This window comes from Citreicella sp. C3M06 (genome assembly GCF_018860705.1).
Lineage (GTDB): Bacteria > Pseudomonadota > Alphaproteobacteria > Rhodobacterales > Rhodobacteraceae > Salipiger.
In genome coordinates this window covers 78,689-99,211 of the sequence record NZ_JAHKQA010000004.1, presented here as the reverse complement: position 1 = coordinate 99,211, position 20,523 = coordinate 78,689, and the positions used below count along the sequence as shown (strand labels likewise).

Here is a 20,523-nt window from a genome sequence, read left to right as displayed (position 1 = left end):
AGCGGATCAGTCACAGAAACTTCTTGATGGATCGTCGGTATCGACCAAACTTTAACCATACAAGGCGATGTTGGGTGAGACCGAACGCCCGACACAGACAATGAGGAGAGCCCGCCGTGCCGTCTTTCTCGAATACCCTGGAACAGGCCATTCACGCTGCACTGGCTCTCGCGAACTCGCGCAGCCATGAATTTGCGACGCTGGAACATCTCCTGCTCGCCCTGATCGACGAACCCGATGCCGCCCGCGTGATGAAGGCCTGCTCCGTGGATACGGAAGAGCTTCGCACGACGCTGGTGGAATTCATCGACGAGGATCTGTCGAACCTCGTCACCGATATAGAAGGCTCCGAAGCGGTGCCGACCGCCGCTTTCCAGCGCGTCATCCAGCGCGCCGCGATCCATGTGCAGTCTTCGGGGCGCACCGAGGTGACGGGTGCCAATGTGCTCGTTGCGATCTTTGCCGAACGTGAATCGAACGCGGCCTATTTCCTGCAAGAGCAGGACATGACGCGCTATGACGCGGTCAACTTCATTGCCCATGGCGTGGCCAAGAACCCCGCCTACGGCGAGGCACGCCCGGTTTCCGGTGCGCAGGAAGAGGAAGAGCCGGTGAAAGCCGCCCAGTCCGAAGCCCCCGCCGACAACAAGGAATCGGCGCTTGGCAAATATTGCGTCGATCTGAACGCGAAATCGCGCAAGGGCGATGTCGATCCGCTGATCGGGCGCGAACACGAGGTGGAACGCTGCATTCAGGTGCTGTGCCGCCGTCGCAAGAACAACCCGCTGCTGGTGGGCGATCCGGGCGTCGGCAAGACCGCCATCGCCGAAGGTCTGGCGCGCAAGATTGTCTCGGGCGACACCCCGGCGGTGCTGTCCAAGACCACGATCTTCTCGCTCGACATGGGCGCGCTGCTGGCGGGCACCCGCTATCGCGGCGATTTCGAAGAACGCCTGAAAGCCGTGGTCAACGAGCTTGAGGAACACCCCGACGCGGTGCTGTTCATCGACGAGATCCACACAGTGATCGGTGCCGGTGCGACATCGGGCGGGGCGATGGATGCATCGAACCTGCTCAAGCCGGCGCTTCAGGGCGGCAAGCTGCGCACCATGGGATCGACCACCTACAAGGAATTCCGCCAGCATTTCGAAAAGGATCGCGCGCTGTCGCGCCGGTTCCAGAAGATCGACGTGAACGAGCCGTCGGTGCCCGATACCGTCAAGATCCTCAAGGGCCTCAAGCCCTATTTCGAAGAGCATCACAGCGTCAAATACACGGCCGATGCGATCAAGTCGGCGGTGGAACTGTCGGCGCGGTACATCAACGACCGCAAGCTGCCTGACAAGGCGATCGACGTGATCGACGAGGCGGGCGCGGCGCAACATCTCGTGGCCGAATCAAAGCGTCGCAAGACCATCGGTGCCAAGGAGATCGAGGATGTCGTGGCCAAGATTGCCCGCATCCCGCCGAAAAACGTGTCGAAGAACGACACCGAGGTGCTCAAGGATCTCGAAAAGACCCTCAAGCGCGTGGTGTTCGGACAGGACCCCGCGATCGAGGCGCTCTCGGCTGCGATCAAGCTGGCGCGTGCAGGGCTGCGCGAGCCGGAAAAGCCCATCGGCAACTACCTGTTTGCGGGGCCTACCGGCGTCGGCAAAACCGAAGTAGCCAAGCAGCTTGCAAGCTCGCTCGGGGTCGAGCTGCTGCGTTTCGACATGTCGGAATACATGGAAAAGCACGCGGTTTCCCGTCTGATCGGCGCGCCTCCGGGCTATGTCGGCTTTGATCAGGGCGGCCAGCTGACCGACGGCGTCGACCAGCATCCGCATTGCGTGCTGCTGCTCGACGAGATCGAAAAGGCGCATCCGGATGTCTACAACATCCTGCTTCAGGTCATGGATCATGGCTCGCTGACCGATCACAACGGGCGCTCGGTCGATTTCCGTAACGTGATCCTGATCATGACCTCGAACGCCGGGGCCGCGGAACAGGCCAAGGCGGCGATCGGCTTTGGCCGCGACCGGCGCACCGGCGAGGATACCGCCGCCATCGAGCGGACCTTCACGCCGGAATTCCGCAACCGTCTCGACGCGGTGATCAGCTTCCAGCCGCTGCCCAAGGAGGTCATCCTCTCGGTGGTCGAGAAGTTCGTGCTGCAACTCGAAGCGCAGCTGATGGATCGCAACGTGTCGATCGAGCTGACCCGCCCGGCGGCGGAATGGCTTGCCGACAAGGGCTATGACGACCGCATGGGGGCGCGCCCGCTGGGCCGCGTCATTCAGGAAAGCCTCAAGAAGCCGCTCGCCGAAGAGCTGCTGTTCGGCAAGCTCATGAAGGGCGGCGTGGTCAAGGTTGGCGTCAAGAACGGCGAACTCGACCTGAAGGTCGAAGGGCCGGACAAGCTGCGCCTTGCCTCGAAAAAGCCCCCGCTTCTGACGGCTGATTGATCGCCAGCACAGAACAGACACACCGCCGCGCGCCCAGCGCGGCGGTATTTTCATTTCAAGATCCCGCCCCAAAAGCCACCATGGCCGACCGCCCCGCCCCAGGGTCAGAACATGGCCGACCCGTCGGGCCCGGCCCTCGCTGGCAATAGCGCCTTGCCCGCCCCGCCTGCCCCGCCCTATAGGTTGAAGACCAAGGCATTAGCGACAGGTTGGGCATGGCGGGCAAGGCGCTCGATACAGTTCGGGAGCTTTACGAGGGCGGCAGCGATACCGCGCATCGCTTCCGCTACGGGATATTGCTGTTCGACGTGGTGACGATCCTTTTCGTCATCGCGACCTCGTTCACCGAACATGGCCGGGCGGTCGCGATTATGGACATGATGTTCGGCGTCGTCATCCTTGCGGATTTTGCCGCCCGCCTGATCATCGAACGCAACCGGCTGCGGTTTTTCATCAACCCCCACACATGGGCCGATCTGGCCTCGATCGTGTCGTTTCTGGCCCCGCTGGCGGGCGAAGGGCTGGGCTTTCTGCGCGTGGTGCGCACGCTGCGGTTTCTGCGCACCTACCATTTGCTGGCCCGGCTGCGCGCCGACGTGCCGTTCTTTCGCCGCTATCAGGACGAGTTCACCGCAGCGCTGAACCTGATTGTCTTTGTCTTCGTGATGACCGGCCTCGTCTATGCCACCCAGCACCTGCAAAACCCGCAGATTGCCAATTACGCCGATGCGCTGTACTTCACCGTCACCGCCCTGACCACGACCGGTTTCGGCGACATCACGCTGCAAGGCTCGCTCGGGCGGCTGATCTCGGTGCTGGTGATGATCTTTGGCGTCACGCTGTTCCTGCGGTTGGCGCAGGTGCTGTTCCGCCCGGCTAAGGTGCGTCAGGCCTGCCACCGCTGCGGATTGTCGCTGCACGACCGCGACGCGATCCATTGCAAGCATTGCGGTGCCCATGTCCATATCCAGACCGAGGGAGAAACATGACCGACCTCGCCATCCGCCCCTATGACCCCCGCGACAGCGAGCAGCTCTGGCGCGTGCTCGAGCCGGTGTTCCGTGCGGGCGACACCTATGCCATCGACCCCGACATCCCGCGCGAGGACGCCATTGCCTACTGGACCGGACCGGGGCGCAGCGTGTTCAGCGCAACGCTGGGCGGCAGTTTTTCTGGCTCGTATTACATCCTGCGCAATCAGGCCGGCGGCGGCAGCCATGTGTGCAACTGCGGCTTTGTCACCGATCCCGCCCAGAAGGGGCGTGGCGTGGCGCGGGGCATGCTGGAACACGCGCTGCAAACCGCGCGCGACATGGGGTTTCACGCCATGCAATTCAATTTTGTCGTCTCGACCAACACCCGGGCCGTGGGCCTGTGGGAACGGGGCGGCTTTGACATCGTCGGGCGCTTGCCCAACGCTTTCCATCACCCGACAAAGGGCTACGTCGATGCTCTGGTGATGTACAAGACACTCAAGGCGGACCCGTCCGCCGGGAAGGATACCTGAATGGCCGATGCGCCAAGACTGCTTGCCGTCCTGATCGACGCCGACAACACCTCGCCTAAGTATTGCAAGGCAATTTTCGACGAGCTGGCCTCGCTTGGAGAGGCGTCGGTGCGGCGTCTTTACGGCGATTTCTCCAGTCAGCAGATGGCGGGCTGGTCGAAGATCACCGCCGAATTCGGCCTCGTGCCGCTGCACTCGCCCGCCAACACCGTCGGAAAGAACGCCTCGGACATCAGCCTTGTCATCGACGCGATGGACCTGATGCACACCGGGCGATTCGACGTGTTCGTGCTGGTCAGTTCCGACAGCGATTTCACCCGGCTCGCCAGCCGCATCCGCGAACAGGGGCTCGACGTGTTCGGCATGGGGATGCAGAAAACGCCGGATGCCTTCCGCAAGGCCTGCAAACGGTTCATCTTTCTGGAAAACCTTGACGGTGCACCGGAACAGAAACCCGGCAATCAGGCCCCCAAACCGACCGGCAAACTGGATGAGGCCCGCAACCTGATCTTCACCGCCATGGACGCCATCGAGCAGGAAGACGACTGGTACACGCTTGGCCAACTCGGCCAGTTCATCACCGCGGCAAACCCCGATTTCGACACCCGCACCTATGGCAAGCGCAAGCTGTCGGATCTGGTGTCAGACCTGAAGGTGTTCGAGACCAAGCGCGGCCCCGGCAACCAGCTGCTGGTGCGCCGGCTCGACTAACGGCCGGCTCGCAAGGACACGATCGCTGCTTGCCCCCTTCTGCTCGCAAAGGGCCCCTCGCAGCGATCACCCCGCCCCGTAGCGGGCAAGAAAGGTGGCCACCGCGGCACTGACAATGTGGCTTTGCTCTTCCGCGGAAAAGCTGTCGCGGATGCCGAAAACCCGCTTGAGCCACAAATCCGCCTTGCAAAGCTCGATGAACTGGTCGGTGGCGATGGACAAATCGTCAATCGACAACTCGCCGCGCGCGGCGGCTTCGGCAAGGTAGGCGCTGAGCTGTCCATGCATCAGACGCGGGCCAGAGGCATAGAATTCGGTACCAAGCTCGGGGAACCTGTCGGCCTCCGCGACGCAGATGCGGAACACCCGCAGCGCCTCCTCAGACAGAATATAGTGCAGAAACCGCATCCCCGCCTCGCGCAGCACCTGAGCTGGCGGCAGTGAGCGATTGATCGCTGTCATCGCGTCATCAGCCTGAGCGCTGCACTGCGCGCGGGCCATCTCCATGAACAACAAGCGCTTGTCGGGGAAATAGCTGTAAAGCGTTGCCTTCGACACGCCCGCCGCGCGGGCGATATCATCGACGCTGGCACCTTCAAACCCATCGCGCAGGAACACCTCGCCGGCGCCTTGCAGCACCTGTGTGTATTTGCGACCACGCCGCACGGGCCCCGCGCCGTCCTCCATCGACTGCCTCCCCATAGTGCACAGGACCATAGCGCGGCGGTCGCAATCCGGGCAACCCCCGCTCAGCTTGAGCAAGGTCAAGGCAATGGGCGCATCCGCCGCGTTCGTGCTGGCGTTTCCGACTTGCATCCTCTGAGCAAGGCAGTACCTTAGAATCATTCTAAATCATAGGCCCCAACATGCGATTCTTCAATCTGCGCCGCCGGTTCCGCGACCTCTCCGAACAAGAGGTGCTCGCCCTCGCGATCTCCTCCGAAGAGGACGACGCGCGCATCTACCGCAGCTACGCAGAAATGCTGCGCGCGGACTATCCCGACAGCGCCAAGGTGTTCGACGGTATGGCGGTTGAAGAAGACGCCCATCGCAAAGCGCTGATCGCGGCGCACCGGGTGCGGTTCGGCGATGTGATCCCGTTGATCCGGCGCGAACATGTCGCCGGGTTCTACGCCCGCCGTCCTGTCTGGCTGACCGCAAACCTGTCGCTGGAGCGTATCCGCGCCGAGGCGGAGAACATGGAACACGACGCCGAACGCTTTTACCGAGACGCCGCCCGGCACAGCACCGACGCCTCGACTCGCCGGCTGCTGGGCGATCTTGCGGCTGCCGAAGCCCGCCATGGGAAAAGCTCGCTCGAGCTTGAACGAACCCACCTCGACGACGACACCCGCGAAGACGAAGACCGCATGGCCCACCGCAAATTCGTTCTGACATGGGTGCAGCCGGGGCTTGCAGGGCTGATGGACGGCTCGGTCTCGACGCTCGCCCCGATCTTCGCCACGGCGTTTGCAACGCAGGACCCCTGGACGACGTTTCTCGTCGGCCTTGCGGCATCGGTCGGCGCAGGCATCTCGATGGGCTTCACCGAGGCCGCTTCGGACGACGGCGAACTGTCGGGGCGGGGCTCCCCGCTGAAACGCGGCATCGCCTCGGGCGTGATGACCACGGTCGGCGGGCTGGGACATGCCCTGCCCTACCTGATCCCACATTTCTGGACCGCAACGACCATCGCGTGGATCATCGTATTCTTCGAACTCTGGGCCATCGCCTGGATTCAGAATCGCTTCATGGAAACGCCCTTCTGGCGGGCATCCATGCAAGTTGTTCTGGGCGGCGCTCTGGTGCTTGCGGCAGGGGTCCTGATCGGCAGCGGTTAACCCCTGCCCATTCGGCGCACCGGCTTGCGATATCCGGCCTGCCTCCGGCGGGAGTTTATTTGGCAAGATGAAGAACAGGCGCCGCGCTCTGCATTTCATCTTGCAAGATAAACTCCGGGGGGAGCCGAAGGCGGGGGGCTGGCCCCCCTCTGCCCCCACCAACACGCCATTCCCTCTGGAAGGCGGGCGCGCGGCGTGGCAAACCGGGCCCCAGCGCATAGCACCGGGAGACGCGACCATGACCCAGTTCGGCAAGGGCTGCCACCTGCACCTGATCGACGGATCGGCCTTTATCTTCCGCGCCTACCATGCGCTGCCACCGCTGACCCGCAAATCCGACGGGCTGCCCATCGGGGCGGTTTCGGGCTTTTGCAACATGTTGCAGAAGTATGTCGAAGATAACGCTGGCCCCGATGCACCAACCCATGTGGCGGTCATCTTCGACAAGGGCAGCCACACCTTCCGCAACGATCTTTACGACCTTTACAAGGCCAACCGCGAAGCAATGCCCGAGGACCTGCGTCCGCAGATCCCGCTGACCCGCGACGCTACCCGCGCTTTCAACATCGCCTGTATCGAGAAAGAAGGCTTCGAGGCCGACGACATCATCGCCACCCTCGCCCGGCAGGCGCGCGAAGCAGGCGGCGCGGTGACCATCGTTTCGTCGGACAAGGATCTGATGCAGCTGGTCGGCGACGGAGTCGTGATGTACGACGCGATGAAGAACAAGCTGATCGACCGCGACGGGGTGCACGAGAAATTCGGCGTCTACCCTGAGCGCGTGGTCGACGTGCAGGCGCTCGCGGGCGATTCCGTCGACAACGTCCCCGGCGCGCCCGGCATCGGCATCAAGACCGCCGCATTGCTGATCAACGAATACGGCGATCTACAGTCCCTGCTGGATCAGGCCGGGACCATCAAGCAGCCCAAGCGCCGCCAGACCCTTGTGGAAAAGCGCGAACAGATCGAGCTTTCGCAAAAGCTGGTGCAGCTCGATGACCAGATGGTGATGGAGGATGTCACGCTCGACGGGCTGGAAGTGCGCGAACCCGACGCCGACATCCTGCTGAAATTCTTGACCGAGATGGAGTTCCGCACCCTGACCAAGCGCGTTGCCAATGCGCTTCAGGCCGAGGCCCCCGTGATCCCCGAATCCGCGCCCGAGGCCTCTGCCCCGCAGGATGCGCCCGAAATTCCGCCCATCGACCCGGCCGGCTATACTTGGGTCAAGACCGCCGAAGACCTCGCGCCCTTCATTGCGCAGGCGCATCAGCGCGGCTGGGTCGCGGTCGATACCGAGACCACCGGCCTCAATGAGATGACCTGCGATCTGGTTGGCGTGTCGCTGGCCATCGAGCCGGGGCAGGCCTGTTACATCCCGCTCATTCACCGCGCCGCCAGCACCGACGATCTGTTCGGCAGCGACGCGCTGGCCGAGGGGCAGATGCCGTTGGACGACGCGCTGGCCCTGCTCAAGCCGCTTCTCGAAGACCCGAGCGTGCTCAAGATCGGGCAGAACATGAAATACGATGCCAAGGTGCTGTCGCGCTATGGCATCGGCGTTGCGCCCATCGATGACACCATGCTGATGTCCTACGCCATGCACGCGGGCCTGCATGGGCATGGCATGGACACGCTGTCCGAACGCTACCTGTCGCATGAGCCGATCCCGATCAAGTCGCTCCTTGGCAGCGGCAAGAGCATGATTACCTTCGACAAGGTGCCGATCGAGGACGCGGTGAAATATGCCGCCGAGGATGCCGACATCACCCTGCGCCTGTGGATGCTGTTCAAACCGCAGCTGCACCGCGCCCGTGTCACCCGTGTCTACGAAGGGCTGGAACGCCCGCTGGTGCCGGTCTTGGCCGAGATGGAGAAATCCGGCGTCAAGGTCGACCGCGAGACGCTGTCGCGCATGTCCAATGCGTTTTCCCAGAAGATGGCGCAGCTCGAGGATGAAATTCACGAGCTTGCGGGCGAAAAGTTCAACGTCGGCTCTCCCAAGCAGCTGGGCGAGATCCTGTTCGACAAGATGTCCCTGCCCGGCGGCAAGAAGGGCAAGACCGGGGCCTATGCCACCGGGGCCGATGTTCTCGAAGACCTTGCCACCGAACATGAACTGCCCGGGCGGGTGCTGGACTGGCGGCAGATTTCCAAGCTGAAATCGACCTATACCGATGCGCTGCAGGGCCATATCAACCCCGACACGGGGCGTGTTCATACCTCCTACAGCATCGCCGGGGCCAGCACCGGGCGGTTGGCATCGACCGATCCGAACCTGCAGAACATCCCCGTGCGCAGCGAAGAAGGACGGCGCATCCGCGAAGCCTTTGTCGCCGCCGAAGGGCGCACGCTGGTCTCGCTCGACTATTCGCAGATCGAGCTGCGCATCCTTGCCCACATGGCCGATATCGAAGCGCTGAAACAGGCGTTCCGCGATGGGCAGGACATTCACGCGATGACCGCCTCAGAGATGTTCAACGTGCCGATGGAAGAGATGACCCCGGAGGTGCGCCGCCAGGCCAAGGCGATCAACTTCGGTGTCATCTATGGCATTTCGGGCTTTGGCCTTGCCCGCAACCTGCGGATTCCCCGCTCCGAGGCGCAGGGATTCATCGACCGCTATTTCGAGCGCTTCCCCGGCATCAAGACCTACATGGAAGACACCACCGCCTTTGCCAAGGAACACAAGCGGGTCGAAACCCTGTTCGGGCGGGTGATCCACACCCCCGAGATCGCCGCTGGCGGGCCGCGCGCCGGGTTTGCCAAGCGCGCCGCGATCAACGCGCCGATTCAGGGCACCGCCGCCGACATCATCCGCCGCGCGATGATCCGCATGCCCGAGGCCATTGCCAAGCTGCCTGCGACGATGCTGCTTCAGGTTCATGACGAACTGATCTTCGAGGTGGACAAGGGCGCCGAGGACGAGCTCATCGCCACCGCAAAGCGCGTCATGGAAGGCGCGGCGGAGCCGGTGGTCAAGCTTGACGTGCCGCTGGTGGTCGATGCCGGGATGGGCCGCAACTGGGCCGAAGCCCACTGAGCTAGGGCTGCTTTTCGAAATACACCCGATCGAACCCGTCTTCGCTGACGCGGCCGGTCTCGGTGTAGCCAAGCCTTGGGTACAGCGACAGGTTCGCGGTCATCTTCGCGTTGGTATAAAGCCTCACCGGCAGGCCAGCGGTGCGGGCCGCGTCTTCGCAGGCCGCGATCAGCGCCTTGCCAATGCCCCGCCCGCTTGCCCGAGGCAGCACCGCGACGTTTTCCAGCAGCAGGTGATCCGGCGCCATCCGATAGACGATGAAGCCCAGAAAGCCGCCATCCTCGGCCACGAACACCTCGCCCGCCGCGATCTGCGCCGCGTAATCGGCGCTCATCGGGGCGGGCTCGCGCCCGATCAGCGGCACATAACCGCCATAGGCTTGCCGGGCGCAATCGCGGATCGCCGCTTCGTCCGCGTTGCGCGCGGGGCGGATCATTCTGCTAAGTCCATCGCCTGACGCGCGATGCTGGTGGCGATCAGCTGCGCCGTATCCGCCCATTCGATGAAAGGCGGCAACATCGGCCCGTCAAAGCCCGCCGCCGACAGCGCCGCTGGCACGTCGTCTTCCATATGGCCCGAGTTCTGCGCGAAATAGGGCAGGCAGACCGCCTGCCCGACGGTCTGCGCAACATCCTTGAGAAACGGCGGCTGTTCGATGAACCCGGTGCGCGTGACGCGCAGGCCCAGCCCAGACTGCAACGCGCGCGCAAAGGCATAGGCGCTGTCGGCGCTGGTCTTGGACATGGCGCTGCCATGGGCGGCAACGATCAGCGCGGTGTCCTCGGGCTGCCAGCCCTGCTGTGCCAGCAGCGCCCGCAACTCGGTGGCGGCGCAATCGATCAGTCCCGGCTCGACCCCGAAAGGTTCAAGCATCGTCAGCCCGAGCCCGCGCGCCTTTTTCGCCAGAACCTGCCCGGTGAACCAGCCTTTCGCCATGAAATACGGATAGATCAGCGGGGCACCGAGGCTTTCGATCTCGTCCTCGAACCGTCCCTTGGCCGCCAACGTCGCACTGCCGATCCGCCAGCCCGACATGCGCGTTTGAACCTGCGAGGCAAGGGCGCGCAGCGCGGCCTCTTGCGAGCCGGGGTCGGAGGGGCTGCCATGGGCGACGAGAATTGCGGTCCGCTGGGACCCGGAAATGCTGGTCATTAGAGCTTTGGTGATCCTGGTTCTGATGTCATGCGCGTCTTGTGAAGGTGATGCACTGCCCCCTTCGTTTCAATGCGTCAACCAAGACATTCCAACATGCCCACAGGCACGGGGCAAAAAATGCGCATCCGGCAAGAGACCTGCGCTGCCGGGTGCGGAACCGTGACACGCTCCGACGCGTTGACGACAGGTTCAAACAGGAGCGCCCAAAGTGTCACCCAACCGCAAATTCTGCATCTTCCTGAACGGGCGCTCCGGCGACCAAGGCGAGGATGAACGCCGCGCCCGGCTGACGGCGCTGTGCGATGCTGCGGGGGTGAGTGCAACGATTGTTACGCCCAATGGCAAGCAACCGCTGGAAGACGCCGCGCGCGAGGCGATCCGGCGCAGTCAGGCGGATGTGATTGTCGCAGCGGGCGGCGATGGGACCATCGCGGCCGTGGCGAGCGCCGCGCATGACGCTGACGTTCCGATGGGGGTGATCCCGCAGGGCACCTTCAACTATTTCGCGCGCGGTCTGGGAATACCCGAAGACGCCGAGGCCGCCATCGAGGTGCTGGCCGAGGGCGAGCTTGAACAGGTGGCCCTTGCCGAAGCCAACGGCGCGGTCTTTTTGAACAACACCAGCCTTGGGATCTATCCGCTGATCCTGCAAAAGCGTGAGAGCATCTATGCCCGCTGGGGGCGTTCACGCATCGCCGCCTACTGGTCGGTGCTGCTGACACTGAGCGGCATGCGCCGCCCGCTCAGGATGACCATCACCGTCGATGGGCGCGACATTCACCTGCGCACCCCGCTGGTCTTTGTCGCCAACAGCGTCTTTCAGCTGGATCGCTTCAACCTCGATGGGGTCGCGGCGCTGAAGCGCGGCGAATTCGCCCTGTTCACCGCCCGCAACGGAAGCACCCTGGATCTGGCGCGCACGGCATTCAGGCTTGCCGGCGGGGCGGCGCAGAAGGGCGAGGATTTCGACCTTGTGACCGGGCGCGACATCACGCTGCAAACCGGACGCAAGCGGGCGCTGGTTGCGCGCGATGGCGAAAAGAGCCTGATGCACACGCCGATCCGTATCAAGATGCGCGAGCGCCCGTTGCAGGTGATCGTGCCCACACCCGACGCCTCGACCGACACCACCACCGAAAGGGACATTGCCGCCAGCTCATGAACCGCATTGCCCATATCTCAGACCTGCATTTCGGCCGCAGCGACCCCGAGCTTCTGGATCCGCTGATCCGCGCCCTGAACGCGGCAAAGCCCGATCTCGTGGCCGCCACCGGAGATTTCACCCAGCGCGCCCGGCGCAGCCAGTATCGCGACGCCCGCGCCTTTCTGGACCGGCTGGAGGCGCCGTGGCTATCAGTTCCGGGCAACCATGATGTGTCGCTCGACAATCTGTGGCTGCGGTTCATGCGGCCCTATGCGCGCTATCGCAAGCATATCGCCAGTGATCTGCTGACCGTGCACGAGGCCGAAGGCTTTATGGCGATCGGGCTCAACACGGTTGATCGCTTCCGGGTGCAGCGTGGCAAGGCGCGCCGCGCACAGTTGCACCGCGCCTGCGAGTTGCTGTCGCAAACAGACGGTATTCGGGTGGTGCTGGCACATCACCCGTTCGAGCAGGACGAGGATATCAAGAAAAGCCTGATGAAGCACGCCCATCTAGGGATCGAGAAATTGGCGGAATGCGGCGTGCAGCTGGTGCTGTCGGGGCATCTGCATCGCTGGCGCACAGAGCCGTTCCTGTCGGCAAAGCATGGGCGACAAATCCTTCAGGTGCATGTCGGCACCGGCCTGTCGACGCGGTTGCGCGGGCAGGAAAACGATTTTGCCCTGCTGGATGTCAGCGCCACGACGGCGCGGGTGACCCGGATGGTCGCCCGAGGCAGAAATTTCGAACCCGCCGGCGTGCGGGAATTTTCCTTCGGCGCGGATGGCTGGCACGAGACAGGCGACACAGAGGCCGCTGGCGCCGCCAGCAAGAGCGGCACATTCACCGCTGAAGGGCGCGCGCCCCCCTCCGAAGAAACATCCTGATGCGCAACCCCGCCCGTGGCGGGCGCCAGCCTTGGCAAGCGGATGCACGACCCGTGAAACCGGTGGGCCAAGGTCGGGCGATTGCACAACCAAACGCAGCGACCGGTTGGCGCAGGGGGGCCACCGAACACAGGCCTTGCAAAATATTGCCGCACAAAGGCGGAACTTCCGCCTTGGCCCGAGGTTGAGCACACATGAAACAGCCCATGATCGCCTCTGACCAGGTGCTGCGTGTCTCTTCTGTGATCGTGGCAACCGGAGTTGTCATCGTTGGGCTGAAGGAAACGCAGGACATTTTTGCACCCTTGGTGCTTGCAATCGTGGTGGGCGTCATCGTCGCCCCCCTCTCTGACCGTCTCAAACGTCTGGGCGTTCCCGCCGGAATAAGCGCACTGTCGGTGCTGATCTCGTTCTTCATGATCGGGGCCGCGCTGGTATTTCTGATCGAACCTTACATCACCGCCGCGATCGACGAGTTGCCGTCGATCCGCTACGAACTTCAAAAGCTGATGTTCGAATATCGCGGCCTGATCCAAGGCATCGGCGAGATGAACGAAGAGATGAAAGCCGCGCTTGGCGCCGATGCCGAAGCCACCGCAGAGCAGATCGAGTCGCTTCCCAGCCTGACCGATGCCATGTGGCTTGCCCCGGCGCTGTTTGCACAGCTTCTGGTGTTTCTCGGCGCGCTGTTCTTTTTCCTACTGACGCGAAAATCGATCTACAGCTGGCTGTCGGCGCGTCTTGGGTCCGGGGCAGAGACGCATCTGTTTCTTGAACGTTTCTTCGCCGCCGAAGCGACCGTGTCGCGTTACTTTGCGGCTGTGTCTACCGTCAACGCCGGGTTGGGCCTTGCGGTGGGAGGGGCGCTGATGGCCTATGGCTTGCCGGGCGCTGTTGTCTGGGGCGTTGCCGCCGGGCTTTTGAACTTTGTGCTGTATCTTGGGCCAGCGGCGATAGCGGCGGCGCTCTTGCTGGCGGGGATCGTCAATTTCGACGGGCTTGCAAGCTTTGGCCCGATGGCGATCTATCTGGCCTGCAATATGACCGAGGCGCAGTTCGTCACGCCGGCGCTGGTTGGCAAACACGTCCAGCTCAACCCGTTCCTGCTGTTTGTCGCGCTGGTCTTCTGGCTCTGGCTCTGGGGGCCGATCGGCGGCATCGTGGCGATCCCGGTGACATTGATCTTCCTGCGCCTGTTCGACATCCTTGGCGACAGCTCGTCGCCTCCCGCCAAGCCCGCGGTGCGCGCCGCCTGAGGATCATGGCGCGCCTTGCGGGGCGCGCCGTTTGTGTTGCACTGGACAGGCATGAAAAAAGACCCGCTCTTCGAAACCGAAGAGCGGGCTAAAAGACGCGGATCGTCGAGGGAAGTCAGGATAGGGAAACGATCCGCAGAGGGACAGAACGCTGCAAGCGCTCTTGAGAAGACAACCCGTGAGGCGCGATCAGGTTCCGTTGGTATCGAAAATTTTCTAATGATTTTCGAGGCGCTCGCGGCGCAGCCGGTCAAGCTCGCCGTTCAGCTGGGCGCCCAGCAGTGTCACAAGGGCGCTGACGTAGAACCACATGAGCAAGGCAACCACCGCCCCGAGCGATCCGTAGACCTCGTTGAGCCGGTCGAAATTGCGCACATAGGTTGTCAGCGCAAAAGACCCCGCTGCCCAGCCCAGCAGCGCCAGCACCGCCCCCGGCGTCAGCCAGCGCATTCGCCGCGCCCGCCGGTTCGGCCCGTAGCGGTACACAAGCGCGATGGCAAAGAACACCACGCCCAGCAGGATCAGCCATTTCACCGCCGCCGCGATCAGTTCGAGATGCAGCGGCAAGCCGAGCAGCATAAAGGCGGCGGGCAGGATCACCACCGCCGCAAACGCCACCAGCGCCACCAGCACCAGCAACAATGTCAGCCCGACCGCGACCAGCAGCCGTCGGATTGCGTTTTCGCGGTGCGGGGCATCATTCACCGCGTTCAGCCCGCGGATCAGCGCCGCGACCGAGGCGCGCGTCGACCAGATCGCCACGATGATCGAAATCACCGAGGCCCATTGCAGTGTCGAGCGATTGGTCGAGATCAGCGCCGTCACCTGATCCGACAACAGCACATAGGCCTGTTCGGGCATCATCTCGCGCACCAGTTCCATCTGCTCCGAGATCACCACCGGATCGGCCCAGTAGCCCCAGATGGCAATCACCGCCGAGATCGCCGGGAACAGCGACAGAAACGCATAAAACGCCACCCCCGCCGAGATCAGCCCGAGATTGCGCTCGTCCATCCTCATCCAGGTCCCCCAGATCGCGCGCAGCCAGTCCCCCACGGTAAGAACCGGGCGGGTCGGGTCGGGGCGCTCTGGCGCGGCGGGAGGCGGGTTGCCAGCAATCTCTTCCATGCCGCAAAGTTGATCGTGCCGCGCGGGCCGGGTCAATGGCAGCGCGCGCCCGGCACGCGGATTGGCTGGTCTCTGGGACAAATCGGCACACCTTAACGAAAAATCAGGGCGTATCCGGCCCACTGGGTCAGGGGCACGCCAGCCCCGGCAGAACAAGGGCCTCGCGCATGACAGGCATCGTCTCGACCCTCGCCCTGCTGCTAGCGCTTTGCGCGGGGGCCGCGCTGGCGCAGACACCGATCACCGCAACCGTGCATGTCATCGGCAATGATGATGGCGGCCCGCTGCGGCAACGGCTCGCCGAGGTGCAGCGACTCAACGCGCGCGGCGCGCGGGTCGAGATCAGAGGCGCCCACTGCCATTCGGCCTGCACGCTGTATCTGGGAGTGCGCAATCTGTGCATCCTGCCGCAGACGGAATTCGGCTTCCACGGCCCGGTCTACCCTGATCGCCCGATGGCGCGCGAACAGTTCGACCACTGGTCGCGGGCGATGGCCGCGCATTACCCGCCGCCGGTGGCGGGCTGGTTCATGACCACCGCCCGCCACGTCGCCAGCGGCTATGTGGCGCTGTACGGCGAGGCGTTGATCGGGCTTGGCATTCCGCGCTGTCGGTGACGCTCAGTTCCCGGCAGGGGCATCGCTCGCCGGGTCTTCGAGTTCTGGCACCGGGGTTGCCGTGGTCAGCACGCCGCTGACCCAGTCGCCCGACACCACTTCGCCCGTGGCATAGCGCAGCGTGCCCTGCCCGGCGCGTTTGCCATCCTCGAACTGGCCTTCGTAGATATCGCCGTTGCTATAGGTGGCGATGCCCTCGCCTTCAAAGCGGCCAGACACCCAGGCGCCCTCATAGGTGAACCCGTCGGCCATCTCGATCCGCCCGTGCCCGTGGCGCTGATCGTCGCGGAAATCGCCGGTATAGACCGCGCCGTCGGCGTAGCGCGCCGTGCCGGTGCCGTTGCGGCGATTGTTCTTCCAGTCCCCGGTGTAGCTGTAGCCATCGGCGTAGGTGATGGTGCCCTGCCCATCATAGCGCGCATTGACGAAATCACCGCTGTAGACCGTGCCGTTGGGATAGCGCGCCGTGCCTTTGCCTTCGATCACGCCGTCGACCCAGTCCCCTTCGTAGGTCGAGCCGTCCGGATAGACCGTGCGGCCCTGCCCGTTGGCCAGATCGCCCTTGATCTCGCCTTCGTAGACCGAACCGTCGGGATAGGTGACCTTGCCCTGCCCGTCGATCTGCCCCGCCACCCAGTTGCCTTCCAGCCGGTAGCCATCGGCGCCGATATACACGCCCTGCCCCTGCCGCTGATCGTTGTCGAAACTGCCCTCGTAGACATCCCCCGAGGCGGCATAGGTCTCGCGCCCCTGCCCGTCGCGGCGGCCGTCAAGCAGCGCGCCTTCGTAGACATCGCCATTGGGCAGCGTCAGCTTGCCCTGCCCGTCCTGCTGGCCGTCGCGCCACATGCCGACATAGGTCAGACCGTCGGTCATGGTCAGCGTGCCCTCGCCCGAGCGCTTGCCATTGGCGATGCGCCCGACATAGACCGATCCGTCGGGATAGGTGATCGTGGCGTTGCCTTCCTCGACCCCGTTCACCCAGTCGCCCTCGTAGCGATAGCCATCGGGCATGGTCATCACGCCGCGCCCATGGTGCAGCGCATTGCGAAAAGTGCCTTCATAGCGGGCACCGCTGGCGTATTGGATCACCCCCTTGCCGGTGATCTTGCCATCCTGCCACGAGCCTTCGTAGACCGAGCCGTCGCCAAGCACGATCTTGCCCATGCCCTCGGGTTTGCCCTTGGAAAACTGCCCCTCGTAGACCGCGCCCGAGGGGTAGCGGGCCACGCCCTTGCCCTCGATCTCGCCCGCGCGCCAGTCGCCGGTATATTCGAATCCGTTCGGCAGGCTGTAGGTTCCGGTGCCATCGCGCAGCCCGTCGACAAAGCTGCCCTGATACACCCCGCCATCGTCGAATTGCTTGGTGAGCGTCCCATCGTCCTGCGCCATCGCCGCCGCAGCAAAGACCGCGATGGCTGCGACGAGCGTGATGCCTGCGCGTTTCATGTGTTCTGCCCTGCCGGAGTTTCGCATTCCCTTGCTGGAAATGGTAAAGAAGCCCCCCGCCCCTGACAATGTCTTTTGACGCTGCCCGGCTTTCCCTCGGGCGTGGTTCTGCTATGTCGGCACAGCAAGCTGACCGAAAGGACAAGGGCATGGCCGACCGTTTCCGCCTGACCATCGCGCAGTTGAACCCCACCGTGGGCGACCTTGCCGGCAATGCCGCAAAGGCCCGCGAGGCATGGGAGCAGGGCAAGGCCGCAGGCGCCGATCTTGTCGCGTTGCCCGAGATGTTCATCGCTGGCTACAGCGCGCAGGATCTGCCACTGAAAAACGCCTTTACGCTGGATTGCATGGAGGCTGCCCGCCAGCTGGCCGCCGATTGCGCCGATGGCCCGGCACTGGCGATCGGTTGCCCCTGGGTCGAGGGCGCCGAGCTGTTCAACGCCTACCTGATCTGCCGGGGCGGCAAGATCACCAGCCATGTGTTCAAGCATCACCTGCCCAACAACGAGGTTTTCGACGAGGTGCGCGTTTTCGACAGCGGCCCCATCGACGGCCCCTACGCCATCGGCAACATCCGTATCGGCAGCCCGATCTGCGAGGATGCCTGGTACGAGGACGTGGCCGAAACCCATGCCGAAACCGGCGCGGAATTCCTGCTAGTGCCGAACGGGTCGCCCTATCATCGCGGCAAGCACGAGACGCGGCTGAACCACATGGTCGGGCGCGTGGTCGAAACCGGGCTGCCGCTGATCTATCTCAACATGGTGGGCGGACAGGACGATCAGGTCTTCGACGGCGCGTCTTTTGTGCTTAATCCGCATGGCAAGCTGGCGCTGCAGCTTCCCGCCTTTGCCGAAGCCATCGCCCATGTCGATCTGCAACGCGGCGATGACGGCTGGCGCGCGCTCGACGGCACCTTCGCGCCGCAGCCCGATACGCTGGAACAGGATTACAACGCCATGGTGTTGGGTCTGCGCGATTATTGCCGCAAGACCGGGTTCGGCAAGGTGCTGCTGGGCATGTCGGGCGGCATCGATTCGGCGCTGGTGGCGACTATTGCCGTCGATGCGCTGGGGGCGGAAAATGTCCGCTGCGTGATGTTGCCGTCCGAATACACCTCAGAGCATTCCCTGGAGGATGCCAAGGCCTGCGCGGGCGCCATCGGCGCGCATTACGATTTCGTGCCCATCGCCGAGGGGCGCGCCGCCATCACCGCGACGCTGGCCCCCTTGTTCGAAGGCCGGAGCGCCGATCTGACCGAGGAAAACATCCAGTCGCGCCTGCGCGGCCTGCTGCTGATGGCGCTGTCCAACAAGTTCGGCGAGATGCTGCTGACCACCGGCAACAAATCCGAGGTCGCGGTGGGCTATGCCACGATCTACGGCGACATGGCGGGCGGCTACAACCCGATCAAGGATCTCTACAAGACGCGCGTCTTCGACATCTGCCGCTGGCGCAACGCGCATCAGCGCCCGTGGATGATGGGCCCCGAAGGCGAGGTCATCCCCGAGCGGATCATCACCAAGCCGCCCTCGGCCGAACTGCGCGACGATCAGAAGGACAGCGATTCGCTGCCCGATTACCCGGTGCTGGATGGTATCCTGAAGATCCTCGTCGATGATGATGGTTCGATCGCCGATTGCCTCGCGGCGGGGTACAGCCGCGAGGATGCCAAGAAGATCGAGCACCTGCTGTATATCTCGGAATACAAGCGGTTCCAGTCGGCGCCCGGCGTGCGGCTGTCGCCCCGCGCCTTCTGGCTGGATCGGCGCTATCCCATCGCCAATCGCTGGCGCGACAATGGCTGAACTTGCGGGCAAGTCGGTCCTGTTTGTCGTCGCGCGGTTTCACACCAATCTGTCGTTCGCGGTGCGGGCGCTGGTGGCCGCGGGGGCAAAGGTCACGGTCTGGGCCAGCAAATCCGACGGGCCCGAAGATCACTCGCTGGTGTCTCCGCAAGTGTTCAGGCCCGATGAACAGGAGGCGATGCGCGCATCTTGGCGCGACGCCGCCCCCGACATCGCCTTCCTGCGCAACAGCGCCGAATTGCGCGTTGCCGCCGCAAAGATCGGGCGGCGCGAGGGCACGGCGCTGTGGTCTTACGATCTGCACCCGTTTCACCGGCGCGAGCCGCTGTCGCGCAAATTCTACCTGTGGCGCAAGGGCTTGCCGATCCGCCGGGTGACGGCAACGCGCGGGTTGTCGGATGTGACACCAGATCGCGGCGCCCGCTACCTGCCCTGGCCCGTGGTTGCGGACCCGCCGCCGCCGATGCCTCTGCGCGACAACACTGGCCCGGTGACGGTGCTATGCGCCGCCAAGCTGGGCAAGCGGCGCAAGATGCAGGATCTGGTGATCGACGCCCTGCGCCCGCATGGGCAGGCTGGCAAGGCGCGGCTGATCCTTGCTGGCTCCGACAGCGTGTTCGACGCCCCCGAAGACCGCGCCCACCTTGCCGCGCTTTACGCCGCCGCCAAGGCCGAGCCGTGGATCGAAATGGCGGGCCGCGTGCCCTTCCCCGAGATGCCCGCGCTTTATGCCCGCTCTGACATCTGCATCCTGCCGAGCTTTGATGAACCGCTGGGCTTTGCCCCGGCGGAATCGATGGCCTATGGCTGCGTGCCGGTGATCTCGTCCGAAGCGGGATCGGCGGGCTATCTGAGCGACGACAACGGCATCGTCATCGACCCGCACCAGCCCCGGACCATCGCCGACGCGCTGTCACGCCTGATCGACGATCCGGCCCTGCGCGCCCGTCTTGGCGCCGGTGCCCGCGACACCGCGTTGAGCGAGCTTGGCCCGCAGCGCTTTGTGCAACGCATGGCGGCGCTGATCGCCGAGGGCTAAAGCCACCATTCATCGACCGAGGCGATATCGTCGTCCGACCAACCGAAATGATGGGCGAATTCGTGCACGGTGATGTGGCTCACCAGCTCTTCAAGCGTGACATTGCCGCGCTCGCGCAGCTCGGTCAGGATCGGCTGGCGATACAGCGTCACCCGGTCGGGCCATGTGACCGGGTCCGAGACCGAACGTTCGGTGACCGGCACGCCCTCGTAAAGCCCGGTCAGATCGCGCGGATCGCGGATACCCAGCTCGGCCAGAACATCGGCGGGTGGCCATTCCACCACCTCGATCAGCACGTCCTGCGCGCCGGACCGGAACGGTTCGGGAAAGCCCTCGACGGTGTTGCGGGCGATGGTTTCGATCTGTTCGGGGCCGTGTCTGCTCATGCCGCCAGATATGATGGCAGTGCTCCGCAAGGAAAAGGTCGTTTTAGGCACATCAGGTCGCAAACCGGACAGCATGTCCTGGCGATCGCGCTAAAGGCTTGCGAC

The 20,523-nt window shown here is 64.0% G+C and carries 18 protein-coding genes; 12 read left to right on the top strand and 6 right to left on the bottom strand.

Annotated elements, in window-relative coordinates; genetic code table 11:
* The first annotated feature begins 116 nt into the window (after positions 1–116).
* The 4 genes from clpA (at position 117) to KO516_RS01090 (ending at position 4,665) form a co-directional block, all read left to right on the top strand.
* Entirely contained in the window at positions 117–2,447 is a 2,331-nt protein-coding gene (clpA, locus tag KO516_RS01105; RefSeq protein ID WP_216001959.1) for an ATP-dependent Clp protease ATP-binding subunit ClpA, read from the top strand.
* Positions 2,448–2,662: 215 nt separating this feature from the next.
* Positions 2,663–3,436, top strand: coding sequence for an ion channel (locus tag KO516_RS01100; RefSeq protein WP_216001958.1), 774 nt, complete (start codon positions 2,663–2,665; stop codon positions 3,434–3,436).
* Positions 3,433–3,954, top strand: coding sequence for a GNAT family N-acetyltransferase (locus tag KO516_RS01095; protein WP_216001957.1), 522 nt, complete (start codon positions 3,433–3,435; stop codon positions 3,952–3,954). Before KO516_RS01100 ends, KO516_RS01095 begins: the two co-directional genes overlap by 4 nt.
* Positions 3,955–4,665 (top strand): NYN domain-containing protein, encoded by a 711-nt coding sequence (locus tag KO516_RS01090; RefSeq protein ID WP_216001956.1) that lies wholly within the window; start codon positions 3,955–3,957, stop codon positions 4,663–4,665. It abuts the gene before it with no gap.
* A gap of 66 nt (positions 4,666–4,731) precedes the next feature.
* Here KO516_RS01090 and KO516_RS01085 read toward each other — a convergent pair whose 3' ends face one another.
* Complete coding sequence (locus tag KO516_RS01085) at positions 4,732–5,352, bottom strand: TetR/AcrR family transcriptional regulator (protein ID WP_216001955.1); 621 nt, start codon at positions 5,350–5,352, stop codon at positions 4,732–4,734.
* 179 nt (positions 5,353–5,531) lie between these two features.
* Here KO516_RS01085 and mbfA point away from each other — a divergent pair, with 179 nt between their 5' ends.
* Positions 5,532–6,506 carry an iron exporter MbfA gene (gene mbfA, locus KO516_RS01080; protein ID WP_216001954.1) on the top strand — a complete coding sequence of 325 codons (975 nt, stop codon included), beginning with the start codon at positions 5,532–5,534 and terminating at the stop codon, positions 6,504–6,506.
* A 238-nt stretch (positions 6,507–6,744) separates the two neighbouring features.
* Positions 6,745–9,549, top strand: a complete 2,805-nt coding sequence (polA, locus tag KO516_RS01075) for a DNA polymerase I (RefSeq protein ID WP_216001953.1) — start codon at positions 6,745–6,747, stop codon at positions 9,547–9,549.
* 1 nt (position 9,550) lies between these two features.
* Here polA and KO516_RS01070 read toward each other — a convergent pair whose 3' ends face one another.
* Positions 9,551–9,985: a GNAT family N-acetyltransferase gene (locus KO516_RS01070; protein WP_216001952.1), complete on the bottom strand. Its 435-nt coding sequence runs from the start codon at positions 9,983–9,985 to the stop codon at positions 9,551–9,553.
* Positions 9,982–10,701, bottom strand: coding sequence for a CbiX/SirB N-terminal domain-containing protein (locus KO516_RS01065; RefSeq protein ID WP_252737337.1), 720 nt, complete (start codon positions 10,699–10,701; stop codon positions 9,982–9,984). Before KO516_RS01065 ends, KO516_RS01070 begins: the two co-directional genes overlap by 4 nt.
* Before the next feature lie 211 nt (positions 10,702–10,912).
* Between KO516_RS01065 and KO516_RS01060 the strand changes: the two genes are divergently transcribed.
* The 3 genes from KO516_RS01060 (at position 10,913) to KO516_RS01050 (ending at position 13,991) form a co-directional block, all read left to right on the top strand.
* Entirely contained in the window at positions 10,913–11,866 is a 954-nt protein-coding gene (locus KO516_RS01060) for a diacylglycerol kinase family protein (protein WP_216001951.1), read from the top strand.
* Positions 11,863–12,735, top strand: a complete 873-nt coding sequence (locus tag KO516_RS01055) for a metallophosphoesterase (protein WP_216001950.1) — start codon at positions 11,863–11,865, stop codon at positions 12,733–12,735. The genes KO516_RS01060 and KO516_RS01055 overlap by 4 nt, the downstream gene beginning before the upstream one ends.
* Before the next feature lie 194 nt (positions 12,736–12,929).
* A complete protein-coding gene (locus KO516_RS01050) occupies positions 12,930–13,991 on the top strand; it encodes an AI-2E family transporter (protein ID WP_216001949.1) in 1,062 nt (353 codons plus the stop codon).
* Positions 13,992–14,207: 216 nt separating this feature from the next.
* Here KO516_RS01050 and KO516_RS01045 read toward each other — a convergent pair whose 3' ends face one another.
* Positions 14,208–15,200, bottom strand: a complete 993-nt coding sequence (locus tag KO516_RS01045) for a YihY/virulence factor BrkB family protein (protein WP_252737336.1) — start codon at positions 15,198–15,200, stop codon at positions 14,208–14,210.
* An 86-nt stretch (positions 15,201–15,286) separates the two neighbouring features.
* Here KO516_RS01045 and KO516_RS01040 point away from each other — a divergent pair, with 86 nt between their 5' ends.
* Complete coding sequence (locus tag KO516_RS01040) at positions 15,287–15,736, top strand: hypothetical protein (protein ID WP_216001948.1); 450 nt, start codon at positions 15,287–15,289, stop codon at positions 15,734–15,736.
* A gap of 3 nt (positions 15,737–15,739) precedes the next feature.
* On the opposite strand, the gene KO516_RS01035 is transcribed toward KO516_RS01040, so the two are convergent.
* Complete coding sequence (locus KO516_RS01035) at positions 15,740–17,185, bottom strand: MORN repeat-containing protein (RefSeq protein WP_216001947.1); 1,446 nt, start codon at positions 17,183–17,185, stop codon at positions 15,740–15,742.
* Positions 17,186–17,334: 149 nt separating this feature from the next.
* Here KO516_RS01035 and KO516_RS01030 point away from each other — a divergent pair, with 149 nt between their 5' ends.
* Positions 17,335–18,993, top strand: coding sequence for an NAD+ synthase (locus KO516_RS01030; RefSeq protein ID WP_216001946.1), 1,659 nt, complete (start codon positions 17,335–17,337; stop codon positions 18,991–18,993).
* Positions 18,986–20,032 (top strand): glycosyltransferase family 4 protein, encoded by a 1,047-nt coding sequence (locus KO516_RS01025; protein ID WP_216001945.1) that lies wholly within the window; start codon positions 18,986–18,988, stop codon positions 20,030–20,032. Before KO516_RS01030 ends, KO516_RS01025 begins: the two co-directional genes overlap by 8 nt.
* Here KO516_RS01025 and KO516_RS01020 read toward each other — a convergent pair.
* Complete coding sequence (locus KO516_RS01020; protein ID WP_216001944.1) at positions 20,029–20,418, bottom strand: metallopeptidase family protein; 390 nt, start codon at positions 20,416–20,418, stop codon at positions 20,029–20,031. The genes KO516_RS01025 and KO516_RS01020 overlap by 4 nt on opposite strands.
* Between the last annotated feature and the right edge of the window lie 105 nt (positions 20,419–20,523).

What these genes read in the sequence shown, in the direction of transcription:
- KO516_RS01090 (WP_216001956.1), top strand. Translation starts at nt 3,955, where the DNA reads ATGGCCGATGCGCCAAGACTGCTTGCCGTCCTGATCGACGCCGACAAC.
- KO516_RS01040 (WP_216001948.1), top strand. Translation starts at nt 15,287, where the DNA reads ATGACAGGCATCGTCTCGACCCTCGCCCTGCTGCTAGCGCTTTGCGCG.
- KO516_RS01035 (WP_216001947.1), bottom strand. Translation starts at nt 17,185, where the DNA reads ATGAAACGCGCAGGCATCACGCTCGTCGCAGCCATCGCGGTCTTTGCT.
- KO516_RS01050 (WP_216001949.1), top strand. Translation starts at nt 12,930, where the DNA reads ATGAAACAGCCCATGATCGCCTCTGACCAGGTGCTGCGTGTCTCTTCT.
- KO516_RS01065 (WP_252737337.1), bottom strand. Translation starts at nt 10,701, where the DNA reads ATGACCAGCATTTCCGGGTCCCAGCGGACCGCAATTCTCGTCGCCCAT.
- KO516_RS01100 (WP_216001958.1), top strand. Translation starts at nt 2,663, where the DNA reads ATGGCGGGCAAGGCGCTCGATACAGTTCGGGAGCTTTACGAGGGCGGC.
- KO516_RS01070 (WP_216001952.1), bottom strand. Translation starts at nt 9,985, where the DNA reads ATGATCCGCCCCGCGCGCAACGCGGACGAAGCGGCGATCCGCGATTGC.
- mbfA (WP_216001954.1), top strand. Translation starts at nt 5,532, where the DNA reads ATGCGATTCTTCAATCTGCGCCGCCGGTTCCGCGACCTCTCCGAACAA.
- KO516_RS01055 (WP_216001950.1), top strand. Translation starts at nt 11,863, where the DNA reads ATGAACCGCATTGCCCATATCTCAGACCTGCATTTCGGCCGCAGCGAC.
- polA (WP_216001953.1), top strand. Translation starts at nt 6,745, where the DNA reads ATGACCCAGTTCGGCAAGGGCTGCCACCTGCACCTGATCGACGGATCG.
- KO516_RS01020 (WP_216001944.1), bottom strand. Translation starts at nt 20,418, where the DNA reads ATGAGCAGACACGGCCCCGAACAGATCGAAACCATCGCCCGCAACACC.
- KO516_RS01025 (WP_216001945.1), top strand. Translation starts at nt 18,986, where the DNA reads ATGGCTGAACTTGCGGGCAAGTCGGTCCTGTTTGTCGTCGCGCGGTTT.
- KO516_RS01030 (WP_216001946.1), top strand. Translation starts at nt 17,335, where the DNA reads ATGGCCGACCGTTTCCGCCTGACCATCGCGCAGTTGAACCCCACCGTG.
- KO516_RS01095 (WP_216001957.1), top strand. Translation starts at nt 3,433, where the DNA reads ATGACCGACCTCGCCATCCGCCCCTATGACCCCCGCGACAGCGAGCAG.
- KO516_RS01085 (WP_216001955.1), bottom strand. Translation starts at nt 5,352, where the DNA reads ATGGAGGACGGCGCGGGGCCCGTGCGGCGTGGTCGCAAATACACACAG.